Origin of the sequence: Micromonospora sp. NPDC047738 (assembly GCF_040642675.1) — a bacterium.
Taxonomy (GTDB): domain Bacteria; phylum Actinomycetota; class Actinomycetes; order Mycobacteriales; family Micromonosporaceae; genus Micromonospora.
Genome location: NZ_JBEYSO010000004.1, coordinates 388,286 through 409,902, shown reverse-complemented (window position 1 = coordinate 409,902; position 21,617 = coordinate 388,286). Strand labels below are relative to the sequence as shown.

The 21,617-nt window shown below is 74.7% G+C and carries 17 protein-coding genes and 2 pseudogenes; 12 read left to right on the top strand and 7 right to left on the bottom strand.

Going from position 1 to position 21,617, the window contains the following annotated elements; genetic code table 11:
- Positions 1–25: 25 nt before the first annotated feature.
- Both ABZ783_RS10100 and ABZ783_RS10095 read left to right on the top strand, forming a co-directional pair.
- The gene (locus tag ABZ783_RS10100) at positions 26–1,264 is read left to right on the top strand and encodes an MFS transporter (protein ID WP_357435904.1); all 1,239 of its coding nucleotides are present in this window, start codon (positions 26–28) and stop codon (positions 1,262–1,264) included.
- 200 nt (positions 1,265–1,464) lie between these two features.
- Positions 1,465–1,797, top strand: a complete 333-nt coding sequence (locus ABZ783_RS10095) for a hypothetical protein (RefSeq protein ID WP_357435903.1) — start codon at positions 1,465–1,467, stop codon at positions 1,795–1,797.
- 17 nt (positions 1,798–1,814) lie between these two features.
- Here the strand turns inward: ABZ783_RS10095 and ABZ783_RS10090 are convergent, their stop codons facing one another.
- From ABZ783_RS10090 to ABZ783_RS10080, 3 genes are all read right to left on the bottom strand, one after another.
- Complete coding sequence (locus ABZ783_RS10090; protein WP_357435902.1) at positions 1,815–3,413, bottom strand: glycosyltransferase 87 family protein; 1,599 nt, start codon at positions 3,411–3,413, stop codon at positions 1,815–1,817.
- A 401-nt stretch (positions 3,414–3,814) separates the two neighbouring features.
- Positions 3,815–4,177: a fluoride efflux transporter CrcB gene (gene crcB / locus ABZ783_RS10085; RefSeq protein WP_357435901.1), complete on the bottom strand. Its 363-nt coding sequence runs from the start codon at positions 4,175–4,177 to the stop codon at positions 3,815–3,817.
- Positions 4,174–4,656 (bottom strand): CrcB family protein, encoded by a 483-nt coding sequence (locus tag ABZ783_RS10080; RefSeq protein WP_357435900.1) that lies wholly within the window; start codon positions 4,654–4,656, stop codon positions 4,174–4,176. The genes crcB and ABZ783_RS10080 overlap by 4 nt, the downstream gene beginning before the upstream one ends.
- 144 nt (positions 4,657–4,800) lie before the next feature.
- Between ABZ783_RS10080 and paaK the strand changes: the two genes are divergently transcribed.
- The 6 genes and pseudogenes from paaK to ABZ783_RS10050 all read left to right on the top strand — a co-directional run bounded on the left by paaK (position 4,801) and on the right by ABZ783_RS10050 (position 8,299).
- Positions 4,801–6,108: a phenylacetate--CoA ligase PaaK gene (paaK, locus tag ABZ783_RS10075; protein ID WP_357435899.1), complete on the top strand. Its 1,308-nt coding sequence runs from the start codon at positions 4,801–4,803 to the stop codon at positions 6,106–6,108.
- Between the two features lie 37 nt (positions 6,109–6,145).
- Positions 6,146–6,538, top strand: a complete 393-nt coding sequence (paaI, locus tag ABZ783_RS10070) for a hydroxyphenylacetyl-CoA thioesterase PaaI (RefSeq protein ID WP_357435982.1) — start codon at positions 6,146–6,148, stop codon at positions 6,536–6,538.
- Between the two features lie 48 nt (positions 6,539–6,586).
- Positions 6,587–6,925 carry a hypothetical protein gene (locus ABZ783_RS10065; RefSeq protein WP_357435898.1) on the top strand — a complete coding sequence of 113 codons (339 nt, stop codon included), beginning with the start codon at positions 6,587–6,589 and terminating at the stop codon, positions 6,923–6,925.
- A pseudogene (locus tag ABZ783_RS10060) lies at positions 6,907–7,167 on the top strand (glycosyltransferase); the annotation flags it as partial. The gene ABZ783_RS10065 and the pseudogene ABZ783_RS10060, both read left to right, overlap by 19 nt.
- Before the next feature lie 95 nt (positions 7,168–7,262).
- A pseudogene (locus ABZ783_RS10055) lies at positions 7,263–7,619 on the top strand (nucleotide disphospho-sugar-binding domain-containing protein); the annotation flags it as partial.
- 116 nt (positions 7,620–7,735) lie between these two features.
- Positions 7,736–8,299, top strand: a complete 564-nt coding sequence (locus ABZ783_RS10050; RefSeq protein ID WP_357435897.1) for a dienelactone hydrolase family protein — start codon at positions 7,736–7,738, stop codon at positions 8,297–8,299.
- A gap of 10 nt (positions 8,300–8,309) precedes the next feature.
- Here ABZ783_RS10050 and ABZ783_RS10045 read toward each other — a convergent pair whose 3' ends face one another.
- Together ABZ783_RS10045 and ABZ783_RS10040 are read right to left on the bottom strand one after the other, a co-directional pair.
- Positions 8,310–10,283, bottom strand: a complete 1,974-nt coding sequence (locus tag ABZ783_RS10045; RefSeq protein WP_357435896.1) for a zinc ribbon domain-containing protein — start codon at positions 10,281–10,283, stop codon at positions 8,310–8,312.
- Positions 10,284–10,817: 534 nt separating this feature from the next.
- Entirely contained in the window at positions 10,818–13,091 is a 2,274-nt protein-coding gene (locus ABZ783_RS10040) for an adenylate/guanylate cyclase domain-containing protein (RefSeq protein ID WP_357435894.1), read from the bottom strand.
- A gap of 195 nt (positions 13,092–13,286) precedes the next feature.
- Here ABZ783_RS10040 and ABZ783_RS10035 point away from each other — a divergent pair, with 195 nt between their 5' ends.
- Complete coding sequence (locus tag ABZ783_RS10035) at positions 13,287–16,229, top strand: AAA family ATPase (protein WP_357435893.1); 2,943 nt, start codon at positions 13,287–13,289, stop codon at positions 16,227–16,229.
- A 110-nt stretch (positions 16,230–16,339) separates the two neighbouring features.
- Entirely contained in the window at positions 16,340–17,110 is a 771-nt protein-coding gene (locus tag ABZ783_RS10030) for a DUF5995 family protein (RefSeq protein ID WP_357435891.1), read from the top strand.
- A 201-nt stretch (positions 17,111–17,311) separates the two neighbouring features.
- Here the strand turns inward: ABZ783_RS10030 and ABZ783_RS10025 are convergent, their stop codons facing one another.
- On the bottom strand, positions 17,312–17,860 hold the full coding sequence (locus tag ABZ783_RS10025) for a CGNR zinc finger domain-containing protein (RefSeq protein ID WP_357435890.1): 549 nt from the start codon (positions 17,858–17,860) through the stop codon (positions 17,312–17,314).
- Between the two features lie 123 nt (positions 17,861–17,983).
- Here ABZ783_RS10025 and ABZ783_RS10020 point away from each other — a divergent pair, with 123 nt between their 5' ends.
- Positions 17,984–18,847, top strand: a complete 864-nt coding sequence (locus tag ABZ783_RS10020; RefSeq protein WP_357435888.1) for a hypothetical protein — start codon at positions 17,984–17,986, stop codon at positions 18,845–18,847.
- Between the two features lie 220 nt (positions 18,848–19,067).
- A complete protein-coding gene (locus ABZ783_RS10015; RefSeq protein ID WP_357435886.1) occupies positions 19,068–21,167 on the top strand; it encodes an amino acid transporter in 2,100 nt (699 codons plus the stop codon).
- 203 nt (positions 21,168–21,370) lie between these two features.
- On the opposite strand, the gene ABZ783_RS10010 is transcribed toward ABZ783_RS10015, so the two are convergent.
- Positions 21,371–21,577: a hypothetical protein gene (locus ABZ783_RS10010; protein ID WP_073836253.1), complete on the bottom strand. Its 207-nt coding sequence runs from the start codon at positions 21,575–21,577 to the stop codon at positions 21,371–21,373.
- Positions 21,578–21,617: the final 40 nt, after the last annotated feature.

The following is a 21,617-nucleotide window of genomic DNA, read 5'->3' as shown; positions in this document are numbered from 1 at the left end:
CCCTCGGGGGAGAGGAAGACATCGCGTGAGCAGCACCATCGACGCGTCGAGCGTCGACCGGCCGGTCGTGCCCCGGGCGGTCCTGGCCGCCCGGACCGGGGTGGCGGTCGTGTTCGCCCTCAACGGGCTCGCGGTGGGCACCTGGTTCTCCCGGGTGCCCGCGGTCCGCGAGTCGCTCGAGCTCAGCGCCGGGCGGCTCGGCCTGCTGCTGATGGCCTTGTCGGCCGGCGCGGTGCTGGCGATGCCGGCCGCCGGGCTGGTCACCCAACGGCTCGGACCAGCCCGCACGGTGGCGGCCTCGGTCCTGCTCGTCGCGTTCGGCACGGTCGTCGCCGGCCTCTCCGCCGGCCTGGCCGGGTCGGTGATGGGGGTTGCCGTGGGCCTCTTCGCCTTCGGCTACGGCTCCGGCACCTGGGACGTGGCGATGAACGTCGAGGGTGCGGCGGTGGAGAAGCGCCTCGGCCGGACCATCATGCCCCGGTTCCATGCCGCGTGGAGCCTCGGCTCGGTGGCCGGGGCCGGGATCGGTGCCGGGGCGGCCCGGCTGGGCGTACCGGTGGGGGTGCACCTGCCCGCGCTCGCGGTCGTGGTCCTGGTCGGCGCGCTGCTCGGCGCCCGCGCCTTCCTGCCGGCCCCCGCGGAGGCGGAGGGTACGGCGGACCCGGCGGCCCGGCGCCGGGCGCTACTGGCCACCTGGCGGGAGCCACGCACTCTGCTCATCGGCCTGCTGGTGCTGGTCATGGCATTCACCGAGGGCAGCGCCAACGACTGGCTGGCGGTGGCATTCGTTGACGGGTACGGCGTCAGCGAGGCGGTCGGCGCCGTCGTCTTCGGCGTGTTCGTGGTCGGCATGACGATCGGCCGGACCGCCGGCACGATCGCCATCGACCGGTGGGGGCGGGTGGCGGTGCTGTTCGGCACCATCGGGCTGGCCGTCGTCGGCGCCGCCCTGGCCGTGCTGGCCGGCTCCGGGCCGCTCGCCGTGGTCGGCGTGGCGCTCTGGGGGATCGGGGCGTCGCTCGGCTTCCCGGTCGGGATGAGCGCCGCCGCCGACGACGAGGACCGGGCGCCGGCCCGGGTCAGCGTGGTCGCCGTGATCGGCTACACCGCCTTCCTGGGTGGGCCGCCGCTGCTCGGCTTCCTCGGCGACCACCTGGGCATCCTGCATGCCCTCGGTGTCGTGCCACTCCTGCTGCTGCCCACCCTGGCGCTGGTCCCGGTGCTCCGCCCGCCGGCTCCGGCGACCCCGCCCGGCCAAGGCTGATCGACCCCGCCCGGCCAAGGCTGATCGACCCCGCCCGGCCAGGCTGATCGACCCGGGCCACGGCCTGTCGCGGTGCCCGGACGGGCCGGACCCGACAGGAACCGGGTGATCACGGCCGTCAGCGGACTCCCACGGCGTTCCCAGCCACCTGCCAGGTGATGTTGCTGCACTGGGAGCGACGCCGAGGAGAGGAGGCGGGCATGGGCTGGTTCAGCCGACGGGGCGCCGACCGGACGACCCCGACCAAGCTCGACCGCGAGGCCACCGCGGAGGACCTGGCCGCGCTGGAGGCCTTCGTGACCAGCCGCCGCGGGGTGGAGTTCTACCTGGAGCCCGAGACCACCGCCACCGACACCACGGTGGTCGCCATCGCGCACGACGGCGAGTGGATCCGCCGCCGCACCGGCTCGCCCCGGGCCGCCGGGAAGATCGCCCAGCGGCACGCGATCCCGCTGTACGAGGCGGCCCGCACCGGCTACCCCGAACGGATGCGGGCCTGGAACCGGGCCCATCCGGAGCGCCGGGCCCGCTGACCGGCCGCCGGCCGGAGTCAGCGGTGCGCGCGGAACGCCGCCGCCAGCTCGTCGTCGTAGGTGGCGATCGGGCGGCCGTCGGCCGCGTACGCGACCAGCCGGCCGTGCGTCATGGTCGCGGCGCGGAACGAGAAGATCCGGGACCCTGGGTAGGCGTCGAGCAATGGGATGGCCCGGGGTGCCCCGCCCGGCGCCGAGTAGTAGGCCAACCGGGCCACCTGCTCGGAGACCACCCCGTTGACCCGGACCTTCGTCGGCTCGACGGCCGTGCCGAAGGAGACCGCCGCGTCCCCGCCATACGCGGCGCACTCGGCGGGCCCGCGGCAGACGAAGAAGTAGCGGGGGTTCGCCACGTCGTCGAGGGCGTACGCCTTGAACGTGGGGTCCGCGCCGGCCGGGAGCGGCTGCACGGCGAAGAACGCCAGCGCCGCGGCGGCGGCCACGCCCACCCGCAGCCAGGCCCGGCCGGCGGTGGCCCGGCGGTGTGCCCGGGTGGCGGTGACCGCGACGCCGCCGAACCCGACGAGGCAGAGCGCGCCGACGCCGAGCGCCCGGGCGTTCTCCAGTAGGAACTGCACGCCGGGCCTGGCGGACACCGGGCCCAGCGCCGCGCCGAGGGATACCACCATGGCCACCAGCAGGGCGGCGCCGGCCACCCGGCGGGCCACCCCGGACGCGCCGACCAGCAGCATGGCGGCCAGCACCGGCCAGATCTGGTGGTGGGTCCAGGACACCGGGGAGGCGGCCACGGTGGCGCAGCCGACCAGCACGGCGGCGTGCCCCGGCCGGCCGAGCCCGGTGAGCTGCCGGGCCCGCAGCAGCGCCACCGCGCAGATGACGCCCACCAGCGCGGCCCAGAGCAGCGGCAGGGTGGCCGGGGCGACGCCGACGCGGAGCAGCGTCCCGTGCAGCGACTGGTTGCCCAGCGACGCGAGGTCGCCGATCCGGGAGGTCTGCAGCACCGTCCCGGTCCAGTAGGTCCAGCTCTCCGCCGGTAACACCGCCGCGGCGACCCCCGCCGCCACCAGGAACGCAGCCGCCGCCCGACCGGCGTCCCGGTAGCGGCCACTGACCAGGAAGTACGCCACGAAGAGCAGCGGGGTCAGCTTGATCGCCGCGGCCAACCCGACCAGCACGCCGCGCCAGCGGGGCGGAACCACCCCCATGCCGTCCAGCAGGGCCAGCAGCACGATGAAGATGCTCACCTGGCCGAAGCGCAGGTTGCTCTGCACCGGCGCGGAGAGCATCAGCGCCGTGGCGACCGCGGCCACGGCCAGCGGCCGTCGGCACCGCTCGGGCGCCAGCACCCCACCGACCGGTACGGCGATGGCGACCACGGCCACGACCGTCAGCAGCAGCCAGAGCACGCCCAGCGCGGGCTCCGGGAGCACGGTGATCGGCGCGAGCACGAGCGCCGCGAACGGGGGATAGGTGAACGGGCCCCCGTTCTCCGCGACGTACCCGTACAGCGGCCGCCCGGCCCGCAGGTCTGTCAGCGCCCCGTAGTAGATGTGCAGGTCGGAGAGGTGGTCCGGGCGTCGTGCCACCAGCCCGACGGAGACCACGGCGGCCAACGCGAACCCGGTCCACAACAGAATCACCCGGCGGTCCCGCATCGACCGAGGATAGGACGGACGGCTGCGTCGCGCGGCCCCGTGCGGCCTGGTGGCGGTCAACCGGCCAGCGCGGTTCGCGCCTCGGCCAGCCGCACCGGCTCGTCGTGCGCGGCGTGCCGCCGCGCACGTGCCGGACCACGACGCCGGTGGGCAGGGCCAACTCCTCGGTGAAGGTACGCGTCGGCGGGACGAGCGTGAAGCCGTCCCACGAGTCCATGGCCAGGGCCCGGGCCCGAAAGCTGTGCCCGAGCCAGGGGTTCTCGCCTACCTGCTCGCGCAGGTAGCGGTGGCTCCACGGCCGGGCCACCTCGGCGCGCAGCGGCGCGACGCCGCGCACCTTTGCGCGGGAGAACGGGTCGACCGCCCCGTCGGGCGAGGCGCGGCCGTGCCTCCGGTAGAGGTCAGCCGGTCAACGCGCGGGCGAGCGCGTACCCCAGGGTGGCCGCAGCCAGCCCGGCGACCACGCTGGCCAGCACGTTCGCCACGGCGTGCAGGCGGGCGCCCTTTCGGGTCAGCCGCAGTGTCTCGTAGCTGAGCGTGGACCACGTGGTCAGCGCGCCGCAGAAGCCGGTACCGATCAGCGCGGCCACCGCCGGGTCCGCCGGCACCGCCACCACCGCGCCGAGCAGCAGCGACCCGAACACATTGACGGTCAGCGTGCCCCACGGGAAGGGGGAGTCGTGCCGGGCCTGCACCGCCCGGTCGGTCAGGTAGCGTAGCGGGGCGCCGAGCGCGGCCCCGATCGCGATCAGCAGCACGGTCATCGGGACCCCCGGTCACCGGCCCGGGCCAGCACCCGGCCGGCCAGCGCGTCCCCGAGCCAGACGGCCAGGAGCGCCCCGACCAGGGTCGCCGCCAGGTACGCGAGCGCGGTGCCCGGCGCCCCGGCGGCCACCGCCCGCTGCGCGTCCACCACGTAGGTGGAGAACGTGGTGTAACCGCCGAGCACCCCGACGCCGAGGAACGGCCGGACCAGCGGGCTGGCCGGACGGGCGGAGATCACCGCCATCAGCACGCCGATCAGCAGGCAGCCGGTGACGTTGACGCCGAAGGTGGCCCACGGAAAGCCGGTGGGCGGGTGCGGGAAGGCCGTCTGGAGGCCCGCCCGGGCCAGCGCGCCGAGCACGCCCCCAGCTGCGATGACGCCGAGCACCGCGGCCGGGTGGGCGGTCAGCTCCCCCCGGTCGGCGGGTACGCGCAGGTCGACGTCCGGGTCGACGCGGCGTTCGGGTGGTCGTGTCACCGGTGCCGAGCATAACGGGGCCGGCCGCCTCCCCTGACCGGTCCTCCCGCAGGCCCTGACCTGGCAGGACCCACGGTACGGGCGTACGGTGTGCGGCATCGCCCGGCGCGCGGCGGCGTCGGGCTTGTCGCGCAGGAGGCAACCGTGCAGGACCGCACCCCTCGTCCGGAGGAGCTGGAACCCGTCGAGCGGGTGTCCGTGGACGAGCTGCGGGCGGTGCAGTTGGACCGGCTGCGCTGGTCGCTGCGGCACGCGTACGACAACGTGCCGCACTACCGCCGGGCCTTCGATGCGGCCGGGGTCCACCCGGACGACCTGCGCGAGCTGGCCGACCTGGCCCGCTTCCCGTTCACCGGGAAGGCCGAGCTGCGGGAGAACTACCCGTTCGGGATGTTCGCGGTGCCCCGGGAGCGGATCGCCCGGCTGCACGCCTCCTCCGGCACCACCGGCCGCCCCACCGTGGTCGGCTACACCCGCGACGACGTCAGCACATGGGCGAAGCTGATGGCCCGCTCCATCCGGGCCGCCGGTGGACGCCCCGGCGACCGGGTGCACGTCGCCTACGGGTACGGGCTCTTCACCGGGGGGCTCGGCGCGCACTACGGCGCCGAGGAGCTGGGCTGTACGGTCATCCCGGTCTCCGGCGGGATGACCGAGCGGCAGGTGATGCTGATCCGCGACTTCGAGCCGGAGGTCATCATGGTCACCCCCAGCTACCTGCTGGCGATCGTGGACGAGATGGAACGCCAGGGCGTCGACCCGAGGTCCACCTCGCTGCAGGTCGGCATCTTCGGCGCCGAGCCGTGGACCGAGGACATGCGCCGGGAGATGGAGCAGCGGCTCGACATGCACGCGGTCGACATCTACGGCCTGTCCGAGGTGATGGGGCCCGGGGTGGCCGTCGAGTGCGTGGAGACCAAGGACGGCCTGCACCTGTGGGAGGACCACTTCTACCCGGAGGTCATCGACCCGGTCAGCGGCGAGGTGCTGCCCGACGGCGAGCAGGGGGAGCTGGTGCTCACCTCGCTCACCAAGGAGGCCATGCCGGTGGTCCGCTACCGCACCCGCGACCTGACCCGGCTGCTGCCCGGCACCGCCCGGACGATGCGGCGGATCGAGAAGATCACCGGCCGGACCGACGACATGATGATCGTCCGCGGGGTGAACGTGTTCCCCACGCAGATCGAGGAGCTGATCCTGCGTACGCCCGCGCTGTCGCCGCACTTCCAGTGCGTGCTGGACCGGCAGGGCCGGATGGACACCCTCACCGTCAAGGTGGAGCGGCGGGCCGGGGTGCCGGCCGACGAGGCGGAGCGGGCCGGGGCGGCCCTGGTGCAGCAGGTCAAGGACACGATCGGGGTGAGCGTGGCGGTGCGGGTAGTCGAGCCCGACGGGGTGGAACGGTCGATGGGCAAGATGCGCCGGATCGTCGACCAGCGGCGGGGGCGTTGAGGTGGGGGAGCACGACGGCCGCACCGCGGCCCACGACATGTTCGACGCCGACGTGGCCTCCAAGGGGCTCGGCATCGAGCTGGTCTCGGCCGGCGACGGCGCGGCGGTGGCCCGGATGCGGGTCACCGCGGCCATGCTGAACGGCCACGCGATCGGTCACGGCGGCTTCGTCTTCCTGCTCGCCGACACCGCGTTCGCGCTGGCCTGCAACAGCCACGGCCCGGCCACGGTGGCCGCCGGCGGCGAGATCAGCTTCCTTCGGCCGGTGCGCGAGGGCGACCTGCTGGAGGCTCGGGCCACCCAGCGGGTCCGCTACGGCCGCAGCGGCATCTACGACGTCACGGTCTGGCGGGACGACGAGGTGGTCGCCGAGTTCCGCGGCCGTAGCCGCACCCTTTCCCGGGACGCGCGGGGCGGCGCGGCCGGCTGAGCCCCGCCGGTGTCCCCACCGGACGGTGGACCCGGCCTAAGATCGGGCATGCGTGTGCTGGTGGCGTCCGCGCCCCTGATCGGACACGTGTTCCCGCTGCTGCCGCTCGCCCTCGCCATGCGCGACGCCGGGCACGAGGTGCTGGTCGGCACGGCGGCCGACGGCCTTGCGGCGGCCCGGTCTGGCCTGCCGGTCCACGACGTCGCGCCGGCGTTCGACTTCGGCCGGATCGCCCGCGGCGTCCTGCTGCGGCATCCGCTGATCGCGCGGGCCGAGCTGGTCGGTACGGCCGGCACCCGCGGCGCCGCCCTCCTCTTCGGACAGGTCAACGACGAACTGGCCGACGGCCTGGTCGCCTTGGCCCGGGAATGGTCCCCGACGTGGTGATGTACGAGCCGTTCGCGGCGGCCGGCGCGCTCGCGGCCGCCCGGGTCGGCGTCCCGGCGGTACGCCACGAGAACTCGCTGTTCGACGGGCGCGAGCTGGTCCGGGTCACCGCGGAACGCCTCACCCGGGCGCTACCCCGGCACCATGTCGCCGCGATCCCGCCACCCGCCGGAGCGATCGCCGTCGCCCCACCCAGTGTGGTGACCCAGGACGGCTGGCCGATGCGGTACGAGCCGTACGGCGGCGGTGAGCTGCCGGCCTGGTTGCGGGAGCCGGGGAAGCGGCCGCGGGTGCTGGTGAGTCGGAGCACCGTGGCCGGTCCCGGCGGGCGGGCCCGATGCGCGCCGTGGTCGCCGCCGCCGACCGGGTGGACGCCGAGTTCGTCCTGGTCCGGCCGCACTGGCGGCTGGCCCGCTCGGCGTTGCCGGCCAACGTCCGTACCGTCGACTGGATCCCGCTCAACGCCGCCCTGCCGGCCAGCGCGGCGCTGGTCCACCACGGCGGCGCGGGCAGCGTGCTCGGCGCGCTGGTCGCCGGGGTGCCGCAACTCGCCACCACCGGTCCGGGCGACCGCCGGTACAACGCTACCCTGGCGGCGAACCGGGGCGCCGGCCTCGCCGCGCCGGCCGGTGGGATCAGCGCCGACGTCCTGACCCGGCTGGTCACCGACACCCAGCTCGCCGCCGCTGCCCGGCAGGTGAGCCGGGAGATCGCGGCGATGCCGCCGCCGGCCGACCTGGTGGCCCGGATCGAGTGCTGCCACCGGCGCGGCTGCCCGATCTGCCGGCGACCCGGCAGCACGATGAACCGGTGGCACACATCCTGCTGTTGCACTCCGTCTTCGGGCTGCGGCCCGCCGTGCTGGCCGCCGCCGCCCGGCTGCGCGCCGCCGGGCACGAGGTCACCACCCCCGACCTGTACGGGCTGCCGGCGGCGGACACCGTCCAGGACGGTTTCGCCCTGCTCGACAAGGTCGGCCGGGACAGCGTGCTGGAGCGAGCCCGCGCGGCGGCCCACGATCTCCCGGCCGAGGCGGTGCTGGCCGGCTTCTCGATGGGCGCCGGGGTGGCCGGGGCGCTGCTCGCCGAGCGGCCGCAGGCGGCGGCGCTGCTCCTGCTGCACGGCACCGGGGGCGCCCCGGAGTCGGTACGCCCCGGGCTGCCGGTGCAGCTGCACCTCGCCGACCCTGACGAGTACGAGCCGCCGGACGAGCTGGACGAGTGGCGGCGGGCGATGACCGGCGCCGGCGCCGAGCTGTCCGTGTACCGCTATCCGGGGCCCGGCCACCTCTACACGGATCCCGATGTGCCCGACCACGACGCTCTGGCGGCCGCGCTCACCTGGGACCGCGCCCTGGCGTTCCTCGCCGGTTGAGCGTCCCTGATCAGCTTAGCGATCCGGAGTCGGATTGAGTTTCCGGGATCGTGTTCCACCGTGGTGGGGTTGCGTGGGCGTGGAGATGGAATCCTGCGCCCAGTGCGGCTCCTCGTGGCCGGTGGCCGGCGGTGGGTGTGCTGATCGTGTTCACGCTCTGGTGTCGGTGGGCTGCGCGGGGCAGCCTCCGATCCGTTGGTGCGTGTCCCTCCGGACGCTTACCCGCCCGGCCGTGGGGCCGGGTGGGGGAGGGTGCCCTGCGTCGCCTGGGCGCGGGGCGTGGTGGTTTGTGCCGGGTGGGGCTGGTCTTCGACCGGTCCCTCCGGCTGGTCTTGATGATGGTGGGGGTGACGACGGCGTTGGCTTCGAGCCCATCGACGACCGAGCGGATCACCATCGCGCCGGTGGTGCGGTCGATGACCGTCTTGGCTTGGTGGGTGAGGCCGCGGGCGGCGATGCGCCGCCAGGCGCCGTGGTCGCGGTCTCCTTGCCAACGGCAGGACTGGTTGGGGCAGATGGCCCATTTCCAGCCTGGGGTGGTGGGCCGGTCGGGGGCTTTGCGGTGCTGTAGCGGGGTCAAACATTGGGGGCAGTGTTTGGAGGTGTTGTGGGCGGGGACGGTGACCACGGCGATACCGTGCTCGGCGGCGAGGTGCCGGATGCGGTCGGTGATCTTTCCGCGGACCTGCTGAGACAGGCGGGTATTCAGGGTGCGCCCCATGCCCTTGGCTTCCAACGACCGCAGGTCTTCCAGGTAGATGACGGACGCCCGGGCGGCGATCGCCTGGTCGACGGTCCAGCGGGCGGCAGCCCACGCGAGCGCGTCGTTCAAGTTCGCGCGGCGGGCGGACACGTGGCCGATCTCGTCCCGGATCACCGCATGCTTGCCGGCGAGGTGATGCCGCTCGTCACCGCCGGTGAGCCGCTGGTAGTGGTCGGCCTTGGCATGCAGCCGCTCACTGTGGCGGCGCAGGCGGTGCTGCTTGGCCAGGATACCGGCGGCCCGGAACTGTCCACCGGCTCCCAACGCCGTAATCCGCCCATCCTGTCCCAGTCGTAGGGCTCCGGCGCTGAGGAGGGTGTTGAGGCCCCAATCCACACCGAGCGCCACCGAGTGACCGGTGGCCCGTGCTTTCGGCACGGCATGCGTGTACGCCATGTCGGCACGCACCGTCCCGTGGGTGAGGCGGAGGGTGGGCAGGTGCAGCACCGCCGAGGCGGGAACCGTGGACGGCAGCCGGATCGGACACTCGACCCATGTCCAGTCCCGGTACGTCTGCGGATCCGGTCGTGAGGGCAACTGCAGCCGTAGCAGCGCCCTGGCCGGGTCGGTGTCGCTGCGTTCGATGGTGGCCTGCTGCCGGTCACACGCGGCCAGCAGCAACATCCGCCCGATCCTCGGGACGCCTTCGAGTTCGAACACGTCCACCGGCAGCCGGCCGCTGACCTTGGCGAACGTGACGGCCTGCCGGGTGCGGCCCTTGATGACGCTGGATGGCAGGTGCTGCCCGCCGGGGATCGAGGCTCGCACGTGATCCCACTCGGCGGGGGTGCGCTTGCGCGGATCGGCTGGCCACGTCGCCAGGACCCCGGCGGTCACCTCGGCACGCCACGCCACCGAACGCAGTGCACGTCCCGCCTGCTCCTGCGCCATCCGCACGACCCGGTCATTGACCCTCACACCCCCAGGCGGGGTGGCGGTCCAGCCCAGCCGTCGCAACGCCATCCACGCGTGCGACGGCAACCGCCGCCCGCCTGCGTCCTGCCCGCTGGCCAGCACCCCCACATCCGCCGTGTTCCAGTGCGCGCCGACCAGGACGCCCACCATGCCCGCCACCAGATCGGCACACCAACCGACCCGCTGCGCCAACACCGCCGCGGACAGGACCTCACCGGTTGCCTCGTCCACACCGGTACGCAGCAACGCGCGGGCACACGCGGTCCGGGCGGTCTCGCCTTCGCCCAGCCGCAGCTTCCCGCTCACCGACTCAACGACCCACCATCGATCGAGCAGAACCAACGCTCACAGCCGACCCGCGTCACCGGAATCCTCCCCGAACCAGCCAACCACCAAGCATCACGAGACGAGCACCGACAGACGCGCCGCGGTCTGCGAGAATCGAAGAAGACCCACACGACCAACCTACGATCACTGACGATCCATAATCAACTTGGTCAGCCTCGGCGCCGCTCCACCGATCAGCGGGCATGGTGTTCTCCGCCGTCGCGCGCGGCCGGCCGCCCGGGCCGGGTGTTCCGCCGCAGGCGCTACGGACGTGATGACGTGAATGGACCGGCCCGGCGGAGGTGGTGCTCGTCGGGCCCTTTCGAGCTGATGGCGTGCCCGACTCATCCGACGCCCGACGGGCTTGAATCGTTTGCGCCATCAGGTCTGTAGGCAGGAGGAGGACGTGGTGCGGCGCGACGGACGCGCCGGGGTCACTGCAACGGCAGGCGCGGACCGGGACGACGCCGGGGGCGGAGCAGCCCCGTGCCCGCTCCGCCCCTGGCGCCGGGCTCAGGCCACGGCGAGCGCCGGCGACCCGGCGAATCCGCCGGTCCGACCGCGTCCCCGTGCTCGCGCCCGGGTCGCTGCCCGGTGCGCCGGTTCCCGGTTCCGTCCCGTCAGGGCTGGCGGCCCGACGGCCGGCAGGGCCTGCCGGCGACCGTCCACCGGTGCGCCCGCTCCCCGTGCCAACCCGATGTGCGGCAGGCCGGCGTACCGGGACGGGGAGCGCGGCAGCGAGACCGTGGGCGAGCCGTCGAACGAACGGGCAGCATCCACCAGTCCGGGCAGCGGCCCCCTCGCCCCACCGTCGCCAAGCGACGACCCGGAACCCGGCCGGGCCGGGCGGCTCGCCACCGTCGGGCCGGTCGCCGGATCGCCGGCCCGGGGACCGGCGCTCGGCCGACCCGCGAACCCTGCCGTGCCGGCCACGCGGTCCAGGCGGGTCCCCGCGCCGGTCGCGGCGGCCACGCGGTCCAGGCGCGTCCCCGCGCCGGTCGCGGCGGCCACGCGGTCCGGGCGCGTCCCCGCGCCGGTCGCGGCTGCCACCGCGGGTTGCGGGCCGGTGCGCGCCCGCCCGGCGAACTCCGCCCGCAGCGCGCGGGGCAGCCGGTGCCGCGCCACCCGGGCCACCGTGGGCTCGGCGACGGCGTACCCGCCCAGGCCGGTCCGGCGCAGCAGGCCGGCCGCGACCAGGGCGCGCAGCACCGGCTCCGCCCGGCCCGGCGCCCAGCCGAGCAGCCGGTCCATTGTGGCGGCCGGAAACTCCGCGGGTTGGGCCGCGCCGGCCATCAGCACCGCCCGCTGGTCGCCGTCGAGCCGGTCCAACCGGGCGTCGACCCGGCGGCGCACCGTGTCCGGCACCCCGATCCGATCGCCGTCCTCGTCGAGCGCCCGGACGTACGCCTGCGCGACGGCCGGGTTGCCGCCGGTCAGCGGCAGCAGCTCCCCGGCCAGCGCGGCCGGTCGGCCGGCCCGGTCGAGCAGGTGCCGGAGCAGCCGCCCGGTGTCCACGGCGCCCAGCGCGGGCAGCGGCACCCGGCGACGTCGCCCGGCGGCGCCGGGCAGCAGGTCGGCCCAGCCCGGACCGTGGGTGGCCACCACGGCGAGGGGCAGTCCCCGCTCGCTCGCCGTGGCGAAGAGCCGGTGCAGGAACCGGTTCAACGCCGGGGCGGCCCGGTCGAGGTCGTCCACCGCCACCACGGTCGGCTGGTCGGCGGCCAGGTCGAGGAGGACCTCCCGCCAGACCTCGGCGCCGCGGCCCGCCGCGCCCGCGTCCTGCGGCGCCACGACCCAGTCCGCCAGCGCCTGCACCGCCGCGGCGCGGTGGGCCGGCGGCAGCAGCCCGGCCAGCGCCGTGGCCAGCCGGCGGCGGACGGTCGGGGTCGGATCGGTGTCGCGGACCCGGGCGAACGCGCGGACCGTGTCGGCCAACGGCGCCAGCTCTCCCTCCGGGTACGGCGGGCAGTGCGCCACGCACCAGCGGACCGGCGCACCGTCCACCGTCGACACCGCGCGGGTCAGCTCGTGCAGTACCCGGCTGCGGCCACTGCCGGCCGGGCCGACCAGGGAGACCCAGCGCGGCCGCCGGTCCCGGACGGCCCGGGCGATCTCGTCGCCGGCGGTGGCCAGCTCGCGGCGCCGACCGACCAGCGGGCCCTGGTGGCGGGTCGGCCGGGGCCGGGCCGCCCCCAGCACCCGCCAGACGTCCAGCGGCAGCGCCTTCCCGGCCACCGTCAACGCGGCCAGCGGGCGCTGGTCGACCAGCCCGTCGGTGGCCCGCCGGGTGGCCGCGCAGACCGCCACCCCGCCCGGCGGGGCGTACTCCTGGATGCGGGCGGCGGTGGTGATGACGGCGCCGCTGGCGGTGCCGTGTCCGCCGTCGCGGGTGCCGGCCAGGTCGACCAGGGCCTCGCCGGTCGCCACGCCGACGCGGACCCGCAGCCGGATGCCGGCCGGAGCCCGCCGGTCCAGCGCGTCCTGGATCTCCAGCCCGGCCCGCACCGCCCGGTACGCGTCGAACCCGTCCGACCCGTGCGCCCCGAACAGCGCCATCACCGCGTCGCCGATGTACTTCTCCACCACGCCGTTCCACCGGCGCAGCACCCCGGCGACCGTGTTGAAGTACGCGCGTTGCAGCTCCCGGACATCCTCCGGGTCGAGCCGCTCCACCAGACCGGTCGAGCCGACGATGTCGGCGAAGAGCACGGTGACGGTGCGTCTCTCCTCGGGCACCGGCCAGTGCGCGGCGGTGACGGGTTTCCGACTTCTCACGATCGTGGTCATGGGCCTCGCACCCACCCTTTCCCCCGCCCGGTGCCTGACGACCTCAGGAGACTTTCACCACCGGGTCCTCGGGGGATCGGTAGGACGACGTATGTCGACCACCCGCAACCTTTAGTCGTAATGTCGACGCGAGATGTACCACCACCGGCTCTCGCCCGTAGAACGGTGGGGGAACGTGTGACTAGGCTGCGAGCCATGGCCAGCGATGTGGACACCGCACCGCTTGTCGGCCGTGCCGACACCGTGACGGCGCTCCGGTCGGCCCTGCTCGACGACGTCGCGCCCGGGCACACCGCTGCGGTCTTCCTCACCGGTGAGAGCGGGGTGGGCAAGACCCGGCTGCTGGCCGAGGTCAGCGAGCGGTTGCGGGAGGCGGGCGCGCTCGTGCTGACCGGTTCCTGTCTCGACATCGGCGACGCCTCCCCGCTGCATCCGCTGCGGCAGGCGTTGCGCCGCTTCGACGCCGAGGCGACCGAGGCCCGCCTCGCCTCGGCGGTCCGCGGCCTGCTCCAGGTCTTCGACGAGGAGACCCCGGGCCCGGACGGCGCGGGCACCCTGCTGGAACGGGTCTCCCGCGGCTTGCAGCTGGTCGCCGGGGGGCGTCCGCTGGTCCTGGTCCTGGACGACTTCCAGTGGGTCGACCGGAGCACCCGCCAGCTTCTGCTCTATCTGCTCGCCGGCCTCGGTGACCTGCAGCTGTCGGTGCTCGCCGCGATCCGGGCCGAGTCGTTGCAGGGCGCGCACCCGTTGCGCCGGGTGCTCACCGAGCTGCGCCGGCTGCGTTCGGTCCGGGTGGTCGACCTGGCGCCGCTGGACCGCGCCGGCATTGACGAGCTGGCCGCCGCGATCGCCGGCGCGCCGCTGAACCCGGACGCGGCCGACCAGATGTGGCAGCGCAGCGGCGGCAACCCGTTCGTGGTCGAGGAGCTGGCCCGGGACCTGCGCGACGGCCGCGACGGCCTCTCCGACACGGTACGCGAGGTCTTCCTGGCCCGGGTGGACGCGCTGCCGCAGCACGCGCACGCGGTGGTGCACGCGGTCGCCGCGGGTGTCGAACCGGTCGAGCACTGGCTGCTCGCCCAGGTCGTCCGGTTGCCGGAGGAGGAGCTGATCGACGCGGTCCGGGCCGCCGTGGCGCACCGGCTGCTGGTCGGCGCCGACGACGGCTACCGGCTGCGGCACCGGCTCGTGGCCGAGGTGCTGGCGCACGAGCTGCTGCCCGCCGAGCGCGCCGCGCTGCACCGGCGCTACGCCGAGGCGCTGACCTCGGCCACCGCCGAGCTGCACCAGGCCCGGCTGGCCCACCACTGGCGGCTGGCCGGCGAGCCGGGCCGGGCGTTGCCGGCGGCGATGGCCGCGGCCCGCGAGGCCGAGCGGCTGCAGGGGTACGCGGAGGCGCACCGGCACTGGTCGGCGGCGTTGCAGCTGGCGAACAGCCCGGCCGCGGTGTCGCCGGACGGCGACCGGCCGGACCCGGTCGAGGTGAACCGCGCCGAGCTGCTGGAGCACGCGGCCGAGACGGCGCACCACTGCGGCGAGCACGCCCGGGCCCTGGCCCTGCTGGAGGAGTTGGCCGCGGACCCGGCCGGGCCGGCGACCTGCGCCCTGCACATCCGGCGGGCCCGCTACCTGGCCGCCGCCGGCCGGTCGGCGCCGGCGGAGGCCGAATACCGGCGGGCCCTGGAGGCCGCCGACTGCACCCCCCGGGAGCGGGCCACCGCCGCCGCCCACCTGGCCGAGCTGCTGCTGCACCTGGGCCGGTACGGCGAGGCCGGTGACCAGGCCCGGGAGGCGCTGGAGCTGGCCGCGGCGGTCGAGGGCTCCACCTCGGAGCTGGTGCTGGCCAGCGCCGCGCTCGGTTTCAGCGAGGCCTTCCTGGAGGACCCGGACGCCGGGCTGGCGGTGATGCGCAACGCGCTGGAGATCGCCGAGCGCGCCGGCCGGCCGGAGGATGTCGCGTGCGCGTACCTGCACCTGGCGGAGCTGCTCACCGGTCCGCTGAACATCCTCGAGGAGGGGGTGGTGGTCGCCCGCCGGGGTGCCGAGCGGGTCGCCGAACTGGGGCTGGGCCGCACCTGGGAGACCCGGCTGCTGGCCATCGCCACCAACGGGCTGTTCCGGGTCGGCCAGTGGGCCGAGGCGGAGAAGGTGGTCGCGGCGGCGCTGCGGCACCGTCCCTCCGGCGCCGACGCGGTGGAGCTGCTGCTCGCCCGCTGCCGGCTCTCCGTCGGGTACGGCGACATCGAGGCCTCCGACCGGGACCTGGAGGCGGTGGCCACCGTGCTGGCCGGCGGCGGGGCCCGGCACGTGCTGCCGATGCTGATCCTGCGGGCCGGACTGGCCATGTGGCAGGGGCGGCACGACCTGGCCCGGCAGGCCGTCCAGCGGGGCCTCACCGAGAGCCGCTCCGACGACGTCATCGTGCTCGCCACGCTGGCCTGGCACGGGCTGCGGGCGGAGGCGGAGGCGCACGCCAGCCGGACCGTCGAGGTGGACCCCACCGCGGTGCGGCGGCTGCGCGAGGTGGCCGACCGGGTGGCGCGCAAGAGCGAGAAGGCGGGGGCCCCGGTGCGCTACGTCGCCGACGGGTTCCTGGCGTTGTGTGACGCCGAGGTCAGCCGGCTCGACGGCAAGGGCGACCCGGAACTGTGGGCCCGCTCGGCCGAACTGTGGGACCACCGCAACCACCCCTATCCGGCGGCGTACTCCCGACTGCGGCAGGCCGAGGCGCTGCTGGCCCGGCGCAGCAAGCCGGCCACGGCGGGCAAGCTGCTGCGGCAGGCGTACCAGATGGCGCAGGGGCTGGGCGCGGTGCCGTTGAGCTCGGAGATCCGTACCCTGGCCGGTCGGGCCCGGGTGACCCTGGAGGAGCGGCCGGCCGGCGCCCGCCCGGTGCCCCGGCCCCGGCTGGCCCCGGCGGACGCCGCGCCGGCGGTGGACGAGCTGGCCGTGCTCACCGCCCGGGAGCGCGAGGTGCTCGCCGCGGTGGCGGAGGGGCTGACCAACAAGGAGATCGGCCAGCGGCTGTTCATCAGCGAGCGGACCATCGGTGTGCACGTGTCGCACATCTTCGACAAGCTCCAGGTCCGCACCCGGGTGCAGGCGAGCGCGATCTTCCTGCGCAACCGCTCCGCGTAGCCCGATCGCGCCGAATACGTCGTTCTACTGATCCGGCCGGCGTACGCCGGCTGGGAGGCTGTCCAGCGTCACCGTGGCGCCCCGCGGCGTTTCGGCACAGTGGAGGAGAGATGACTGAACCGGTCTGGGGTCCTGTGCACCAGGACATCGTCGGGTTGCTCGCCGACCACCCTGCCGACGTGCCGGCGGTCGTCGACCACCTCACCAAGCTCCAGGACATGCTGGTCCGGCTGCCTCCGCTCGAGGAGAGCTGCCCCCTCGCCGACTTCAACAAGCTCTACCTGGTCATCACCAGCACCGTTCTCGACGGCCTCTACGACGACCGGTTCGCCGACTCGGTCTTCCTAGCCCGGCTGGACGTGGAGTTCGCCACCCGCTACTTCGACGCGTTGCGGTACTGGACCGAGTCCAGCCCGAACACGCCGAAGGCGTGGGCCTGCCTGTTCCAGCGGATGCGCGGCCCGGACGCCCGGCCGCTGCCGTCCGCCGCGGCCGGGGTCAACGCGCACATCAACTACGACCTGCCGTTCGCGCTGGTCACCACGTTCGACAGCCTGGAGTCCGAGCCGGTCGATGGCAGCGAGCAGCACCGCGACTACCTGGAGATCAACAACATCTTCGCCGAGAAGATCCCGGGGCTGCGCCGCGGCTACCTGGACAACTGGCAGTTGATGATCGACATGCTGAACGGCGAGATCGACGACTGGTACCAGGGTGAACTGGTGGAGTACACCCGGAACGTGGCCTGGCGCAACGCGCAGAAGATCTGGCGCTGCCGGCACGATCCGGAGGCCCGCGAGTGTGAGCGGACGCGGCTGGACGACAACGCCGCGCTGCTCGGCCGGCTGCTGCTCTCGCCCCTCGGGGCGTTCCTGCAGTAGCCGGGACGGGGGGTCCCCGCGCTCCGGAGTCCAGGGGGGCGGAGCGCGGGGACGCCGTCCCGCCGCCGGACGGTGAGGACTTCATCCAGCCACCACGACGTGGCGCCGCGGCATCTGGTCCGGTCCGCCCGTGGCCGGTGTTGATCTTTTACTGGGCCGGCGCCTAGCTGGACCGGTGGACCGCCGCGCTGGCGTGACGGCTCAGCCGCGCCGGGTCCGGTTCCGGTACGCCGCTGCGGCGGCCCGGTTGTTGCACAGTTCGCAGCAGTAGCGCTGCCGGCCCGCCCGGGTCCGGTCGAGGTAGGGCGCCCGGCAGGGGTCGGCGGCGCAGACGCCGAACCGGTCCGTCCCGCCGGTCGTGGCGGCCCGGGCCAGGGCTCCGGTGACGGTGGCGGCGAACGGCCCGATCGGGCCGGGCCGGGGCAGCGGGGTCAGCCGCAGCGTGCCGTCCGGGCTGGCCTCGACCGCCGTCCCGGCGCTGACCTCGGTCAGCACCTCGTTGAGGGTGGCCACCCGGGCGGCCGGGTCGGGAGCGGCGAAGACCTGGTAGAGCCGTGTCCGCAGCTCCCGCAGCCGGGGCAGGTCGGCGTCGCCCAGCGGTTCGGTCAGCTCGGTGAGGCCGAGTTCCCGGCCGGCGGCCCGGAGCCGGGCGACGGAGAGCTGGTCGACCGGGTCCTGGAGCACCCAGTAGCTGTGCAGCAGCGCGACGGCCAGCCGCAGCGCCGGCTCCAGGGGTGGCACCGCGCTCATCCGCGCCCGCTCCGCCGTCCGGTTGCCGACACGCCCGCCGTCCTTCCCCGCTTGACCTACCGCCGCCTGCCATCCTACCGTCATCAGCTGTAAAACGCGTTTAAAAACTTATGGAGGTGTGTGGTGCGACGACTACCCGCACTCGTGTCCACGGCCGTGCTGCTGGTCACCGGCGCGTTCGTCAGCGCCGGCGGGGCGCACGCGCAGGCTCCGACCGACGCCGCGAGCGCCGGGGGACACCGGGCCGCCGTGCTGGTCCGGGACATCGAGATCCCGGTGCCCGGGCAGCCGGCCGTCCGGGCGTACCTGGTGCGGCCGCAGGGGTCCGGCGCCGGGCTGGCCGGCGTGCTGAACCTGCACTGGTTCGAGCCGGGCCGGGTCAACCAGGACCGCACCGAGTTCCTCGCCGAGGCGACCGCCCTGGCCGGGCGCGGGGTGGTCTCGCTGCTGCCCCAGCTCACCTTCCCGTGGGCGGGCGACCCGGTCGGCGACGCGCGGGACCGGGCCGCGGTGACCGCCCAGCTCGACGCGGTGCGGCACGCGTACCGGCGGCTGCTCGCCGAGCCCGGCGTCGACCGGACCCGCACCGCCGTGGTCGGCCACGACTACGGCGCGATGTACGCCGTCGACCTCGCCGCCGGCGAGCCGGGGCTGCGCACGGCAGTGCTCCTCGCGCCGGACACCACCTGGGCGAACTGGTTCGACCTGTACTGGCTCCAGCTGCCGGAGGGGGAGCAGGCGGCATACCGGGCGGTCTTCGCCGGGCTGGACCCGGTGGACCTGGTGGGGCGGCTCGGCGCCGGGGCGTACCTCCAGTTCGCCGGCGCGGACCGGTTCGTCGGCCCGGCGACCCGCGCGGCCTTCGCCGACGCCGCACCGCAGGCCCGGGTGTCGCTCTATCCGCGCGAGGAGCACGACCTGGGCGCGACCAGCGTCCGCGACGACCGGCTGGCCTGGCTCGCCGACCGGCTGGACCTGCGTGACTGACGACAGCGGGCGGGGGCCGGCCGGCCCGGGGGCGGCCGGCCGGTCCCGGCCCGCGGGATGGGCGGGCCCGGGCGCGGTGCCGACCACCGGGCCGTGGCCGGACCGGTGAGCCGCCGGGCGGCACCGTTCCGCCGCCCGGCCGATCTTGTCCGGGTTGCCGAGTTCGCCGGTCGGTGCTGCGGGTACCGCCTACCGTCGGGTCAGGCGCCGAGGGGTGGACATGACGGACGGGCGGGACGGGCCGCGACGCAGGCGGGGGCGGCGGGGCAACGCGGGGCGCGGTGACGAGCGCGGACTCGACGCCGCCGGCGACCGGGACCGCGCCCCGGGCCCCGGCCGGACGCCGGCGCGGATCCCGGAGTGCGTGCCGAGCCACACCCGGCCGGCGGAGCCGCCCAACCGGCTGAGCCGGTGGCTGTTCCAGCACCGGGTGCATCCGGTCGGCCCGGAGACGCTCGAGCCGGAGGCTCGGGCCCACCCCTGGTGGCAGGTGATGTGCCTGACCGGCGTGGACTACTTCTCCACCCTCTCCTACCTGCCCGGCATCGCCGCCCTGGCGGCCGGTGTGCTCTCCCCGGTGGCCACCCTGCTGATCGTGGCGCTGACCCTGTTCGGGATGCTGCCGATGTACCGGCGGGTGGCCCGGGAGAGCCCGCACGGGCAGGGCTCCGTGGCCATGCTGGAGCGGCTGCTGCCGTTCTGGCGGGGGAAGATCTTCGTACTTATCCTGCTCGGCTTCGTCGCCACCTCGTGGATCATCACGATCACCCTCTCCGCCGCGGACGCCACCGTGCACCTGCTGGAGAACCCCAAGCTGCCGGCGTCGGTCCCGCACGGCGCCACGGCGGCGGTGCTGGTGACGGTCGTGCTCCTGCTCATCCTCGGCGGCGTGTTCCTGATGGGCTTCAGCGAGGCGGTGCAGGTCGCCATCCCCCTGGTCGCGGTCTTCCTCGCGCTCAACGCGGTGGTCGTGGTGGTCGGGCTCGGTCAGGTGGCGGCCCACCCGGAGGTGCTGAGCGGCTGGCTCGAACTCCTCACCGCCCAGGTCACCAACGTCAGCGACCTGGTGGGGCCGGCCGTGCTGGCGTTCCCGCTGCTGGTGCTGGGCCTGTCCGGCTTCGAGACCGGGGTCAGCATGGAGCCGCTGGTCCGGGGCCGGGGCGCCGACCCGCAGGAGCGGCTCCGGTCCCGGATCCGGAACACCCGCAAGCTGCTCACCGCCGCGGCGCTCATCATGTCCGTCTACCTGGTCACGACCACCTTCGTCACCACCGTGCTGATCCCGGCGAAGGAGTTCCAGCCCGGTGGGGCGGCCAACGGGCGGGCGCTGGCCTTCCTGGCCCACGAGCACCTGGGCGAGGGGTTCGGCACCCTCTACGACATCAGCAGCATCCTCATCCTCTGGTTCGCCGGCGCCTCGGCGATGGCCGGCCTGATCAACATCGTGCCGCGTTACCTGCCGGACTACGGCATGGCGCCCGAGTGGGGCCGCGCGGTCCGCCCCGTGGTCCTCGTCTACACGTTGATCAGCATCGCCATCACGGTGGCCTTCCGCGCCGACGTGAACGCCCAGGCCGGGGCGTACGCGACGGGGATCCTGGCGATGATGTTTTCCGGCGCGATCGCGGTGGCCATCTCGGCGCTCCGCGCCCGGCACCGGGTCGCCGCGGCCGGCTTCACGGTGCTCACCGTGGTGCTGCTCTACGCGCTGCTGGCGAACGTCATCGAGAAGCCGGACGGCATCACGATCTCCGCGTTCTTCATCCTCGGCATCGTGGTGGTCTCGCTGGTCTCCCGGGTCACCCGCACGACTGAGCTGCGCGCCGCGCAGATCGAGTTCGACGAGCCGGCGCGGCGGTTCATCGCCGACTCGCTGGCGAACGACGGCCGGCTGCACCTGGTCGCGAACAAGCGGCAGAGCGGGACGGTGCAGGAATACCGGGCCAAGGAGCGGGCGCAGCGGGCGACCAATCCGGTGCCGGGCAAGGCCGATGTCCTCTTCCTCGAGATCGACGTGATCGATCCGTCGCAGTTCAGTCAGGTGCTGCGGGTGCACGGGGTGGAGGTGGACGGGTACCGGGTGCTGCGGGCCGGCAGCCCGGCCGTGCCGAACGCGATCGCGGCGATCCTGCTCGCGCTCCGGGACGCCACCGGGGTACGCCCGCACGCCCACTTCGAGTGGTCGGAGGGAAATCCGCTCGCGCATCTGCTGCGCTACCTGATCCTCGGCCGGGGGGACACCCCGCCGGTGGTCCGGGAGATCATCCGCAAGGCCGAGCCCGACCCCGCCCACCGCCCCGGCATCCACGTCGGCGGCTGAGGCGGCGTGTTCAGCCGGGCGTGCGGCGGAGCGCCCCAGGCCGCCGGCGAGAAACTCGTGGGCGGCTGCCCGTCCCGGCCGACGCCGGCCAACGCCCCCGTAAGCCAGCCTCCTAGGACGCCGTACGGAGGGTGACGGCGCCCGCGCCGGACCCGAAGCGGCCCGCGCCGCGGGGAGCGGGCGCGGGCCGGAAGGCGAGTGGCCTACTTCGAGGGCTCGGGGAGCGTGCAGTCCACCTTGGGGTTAGCGCCGATGTAGTTCAGTGGACCGGCCACGATGGTGACCAGAATGGTGCCGGCCTCGGCGCAGTTCTTGTCGTCGTTGCTGTAGTAGCCGCGCTGACCGGCGGCGATCGCGCCGATGATGAGCCAGATGACGACCAGGACGCCGAGTATCGAGGTGCCGCGCATGGGGTGCCTCCACGGGGTTGTGGCTGATTTGAGAGGTGGC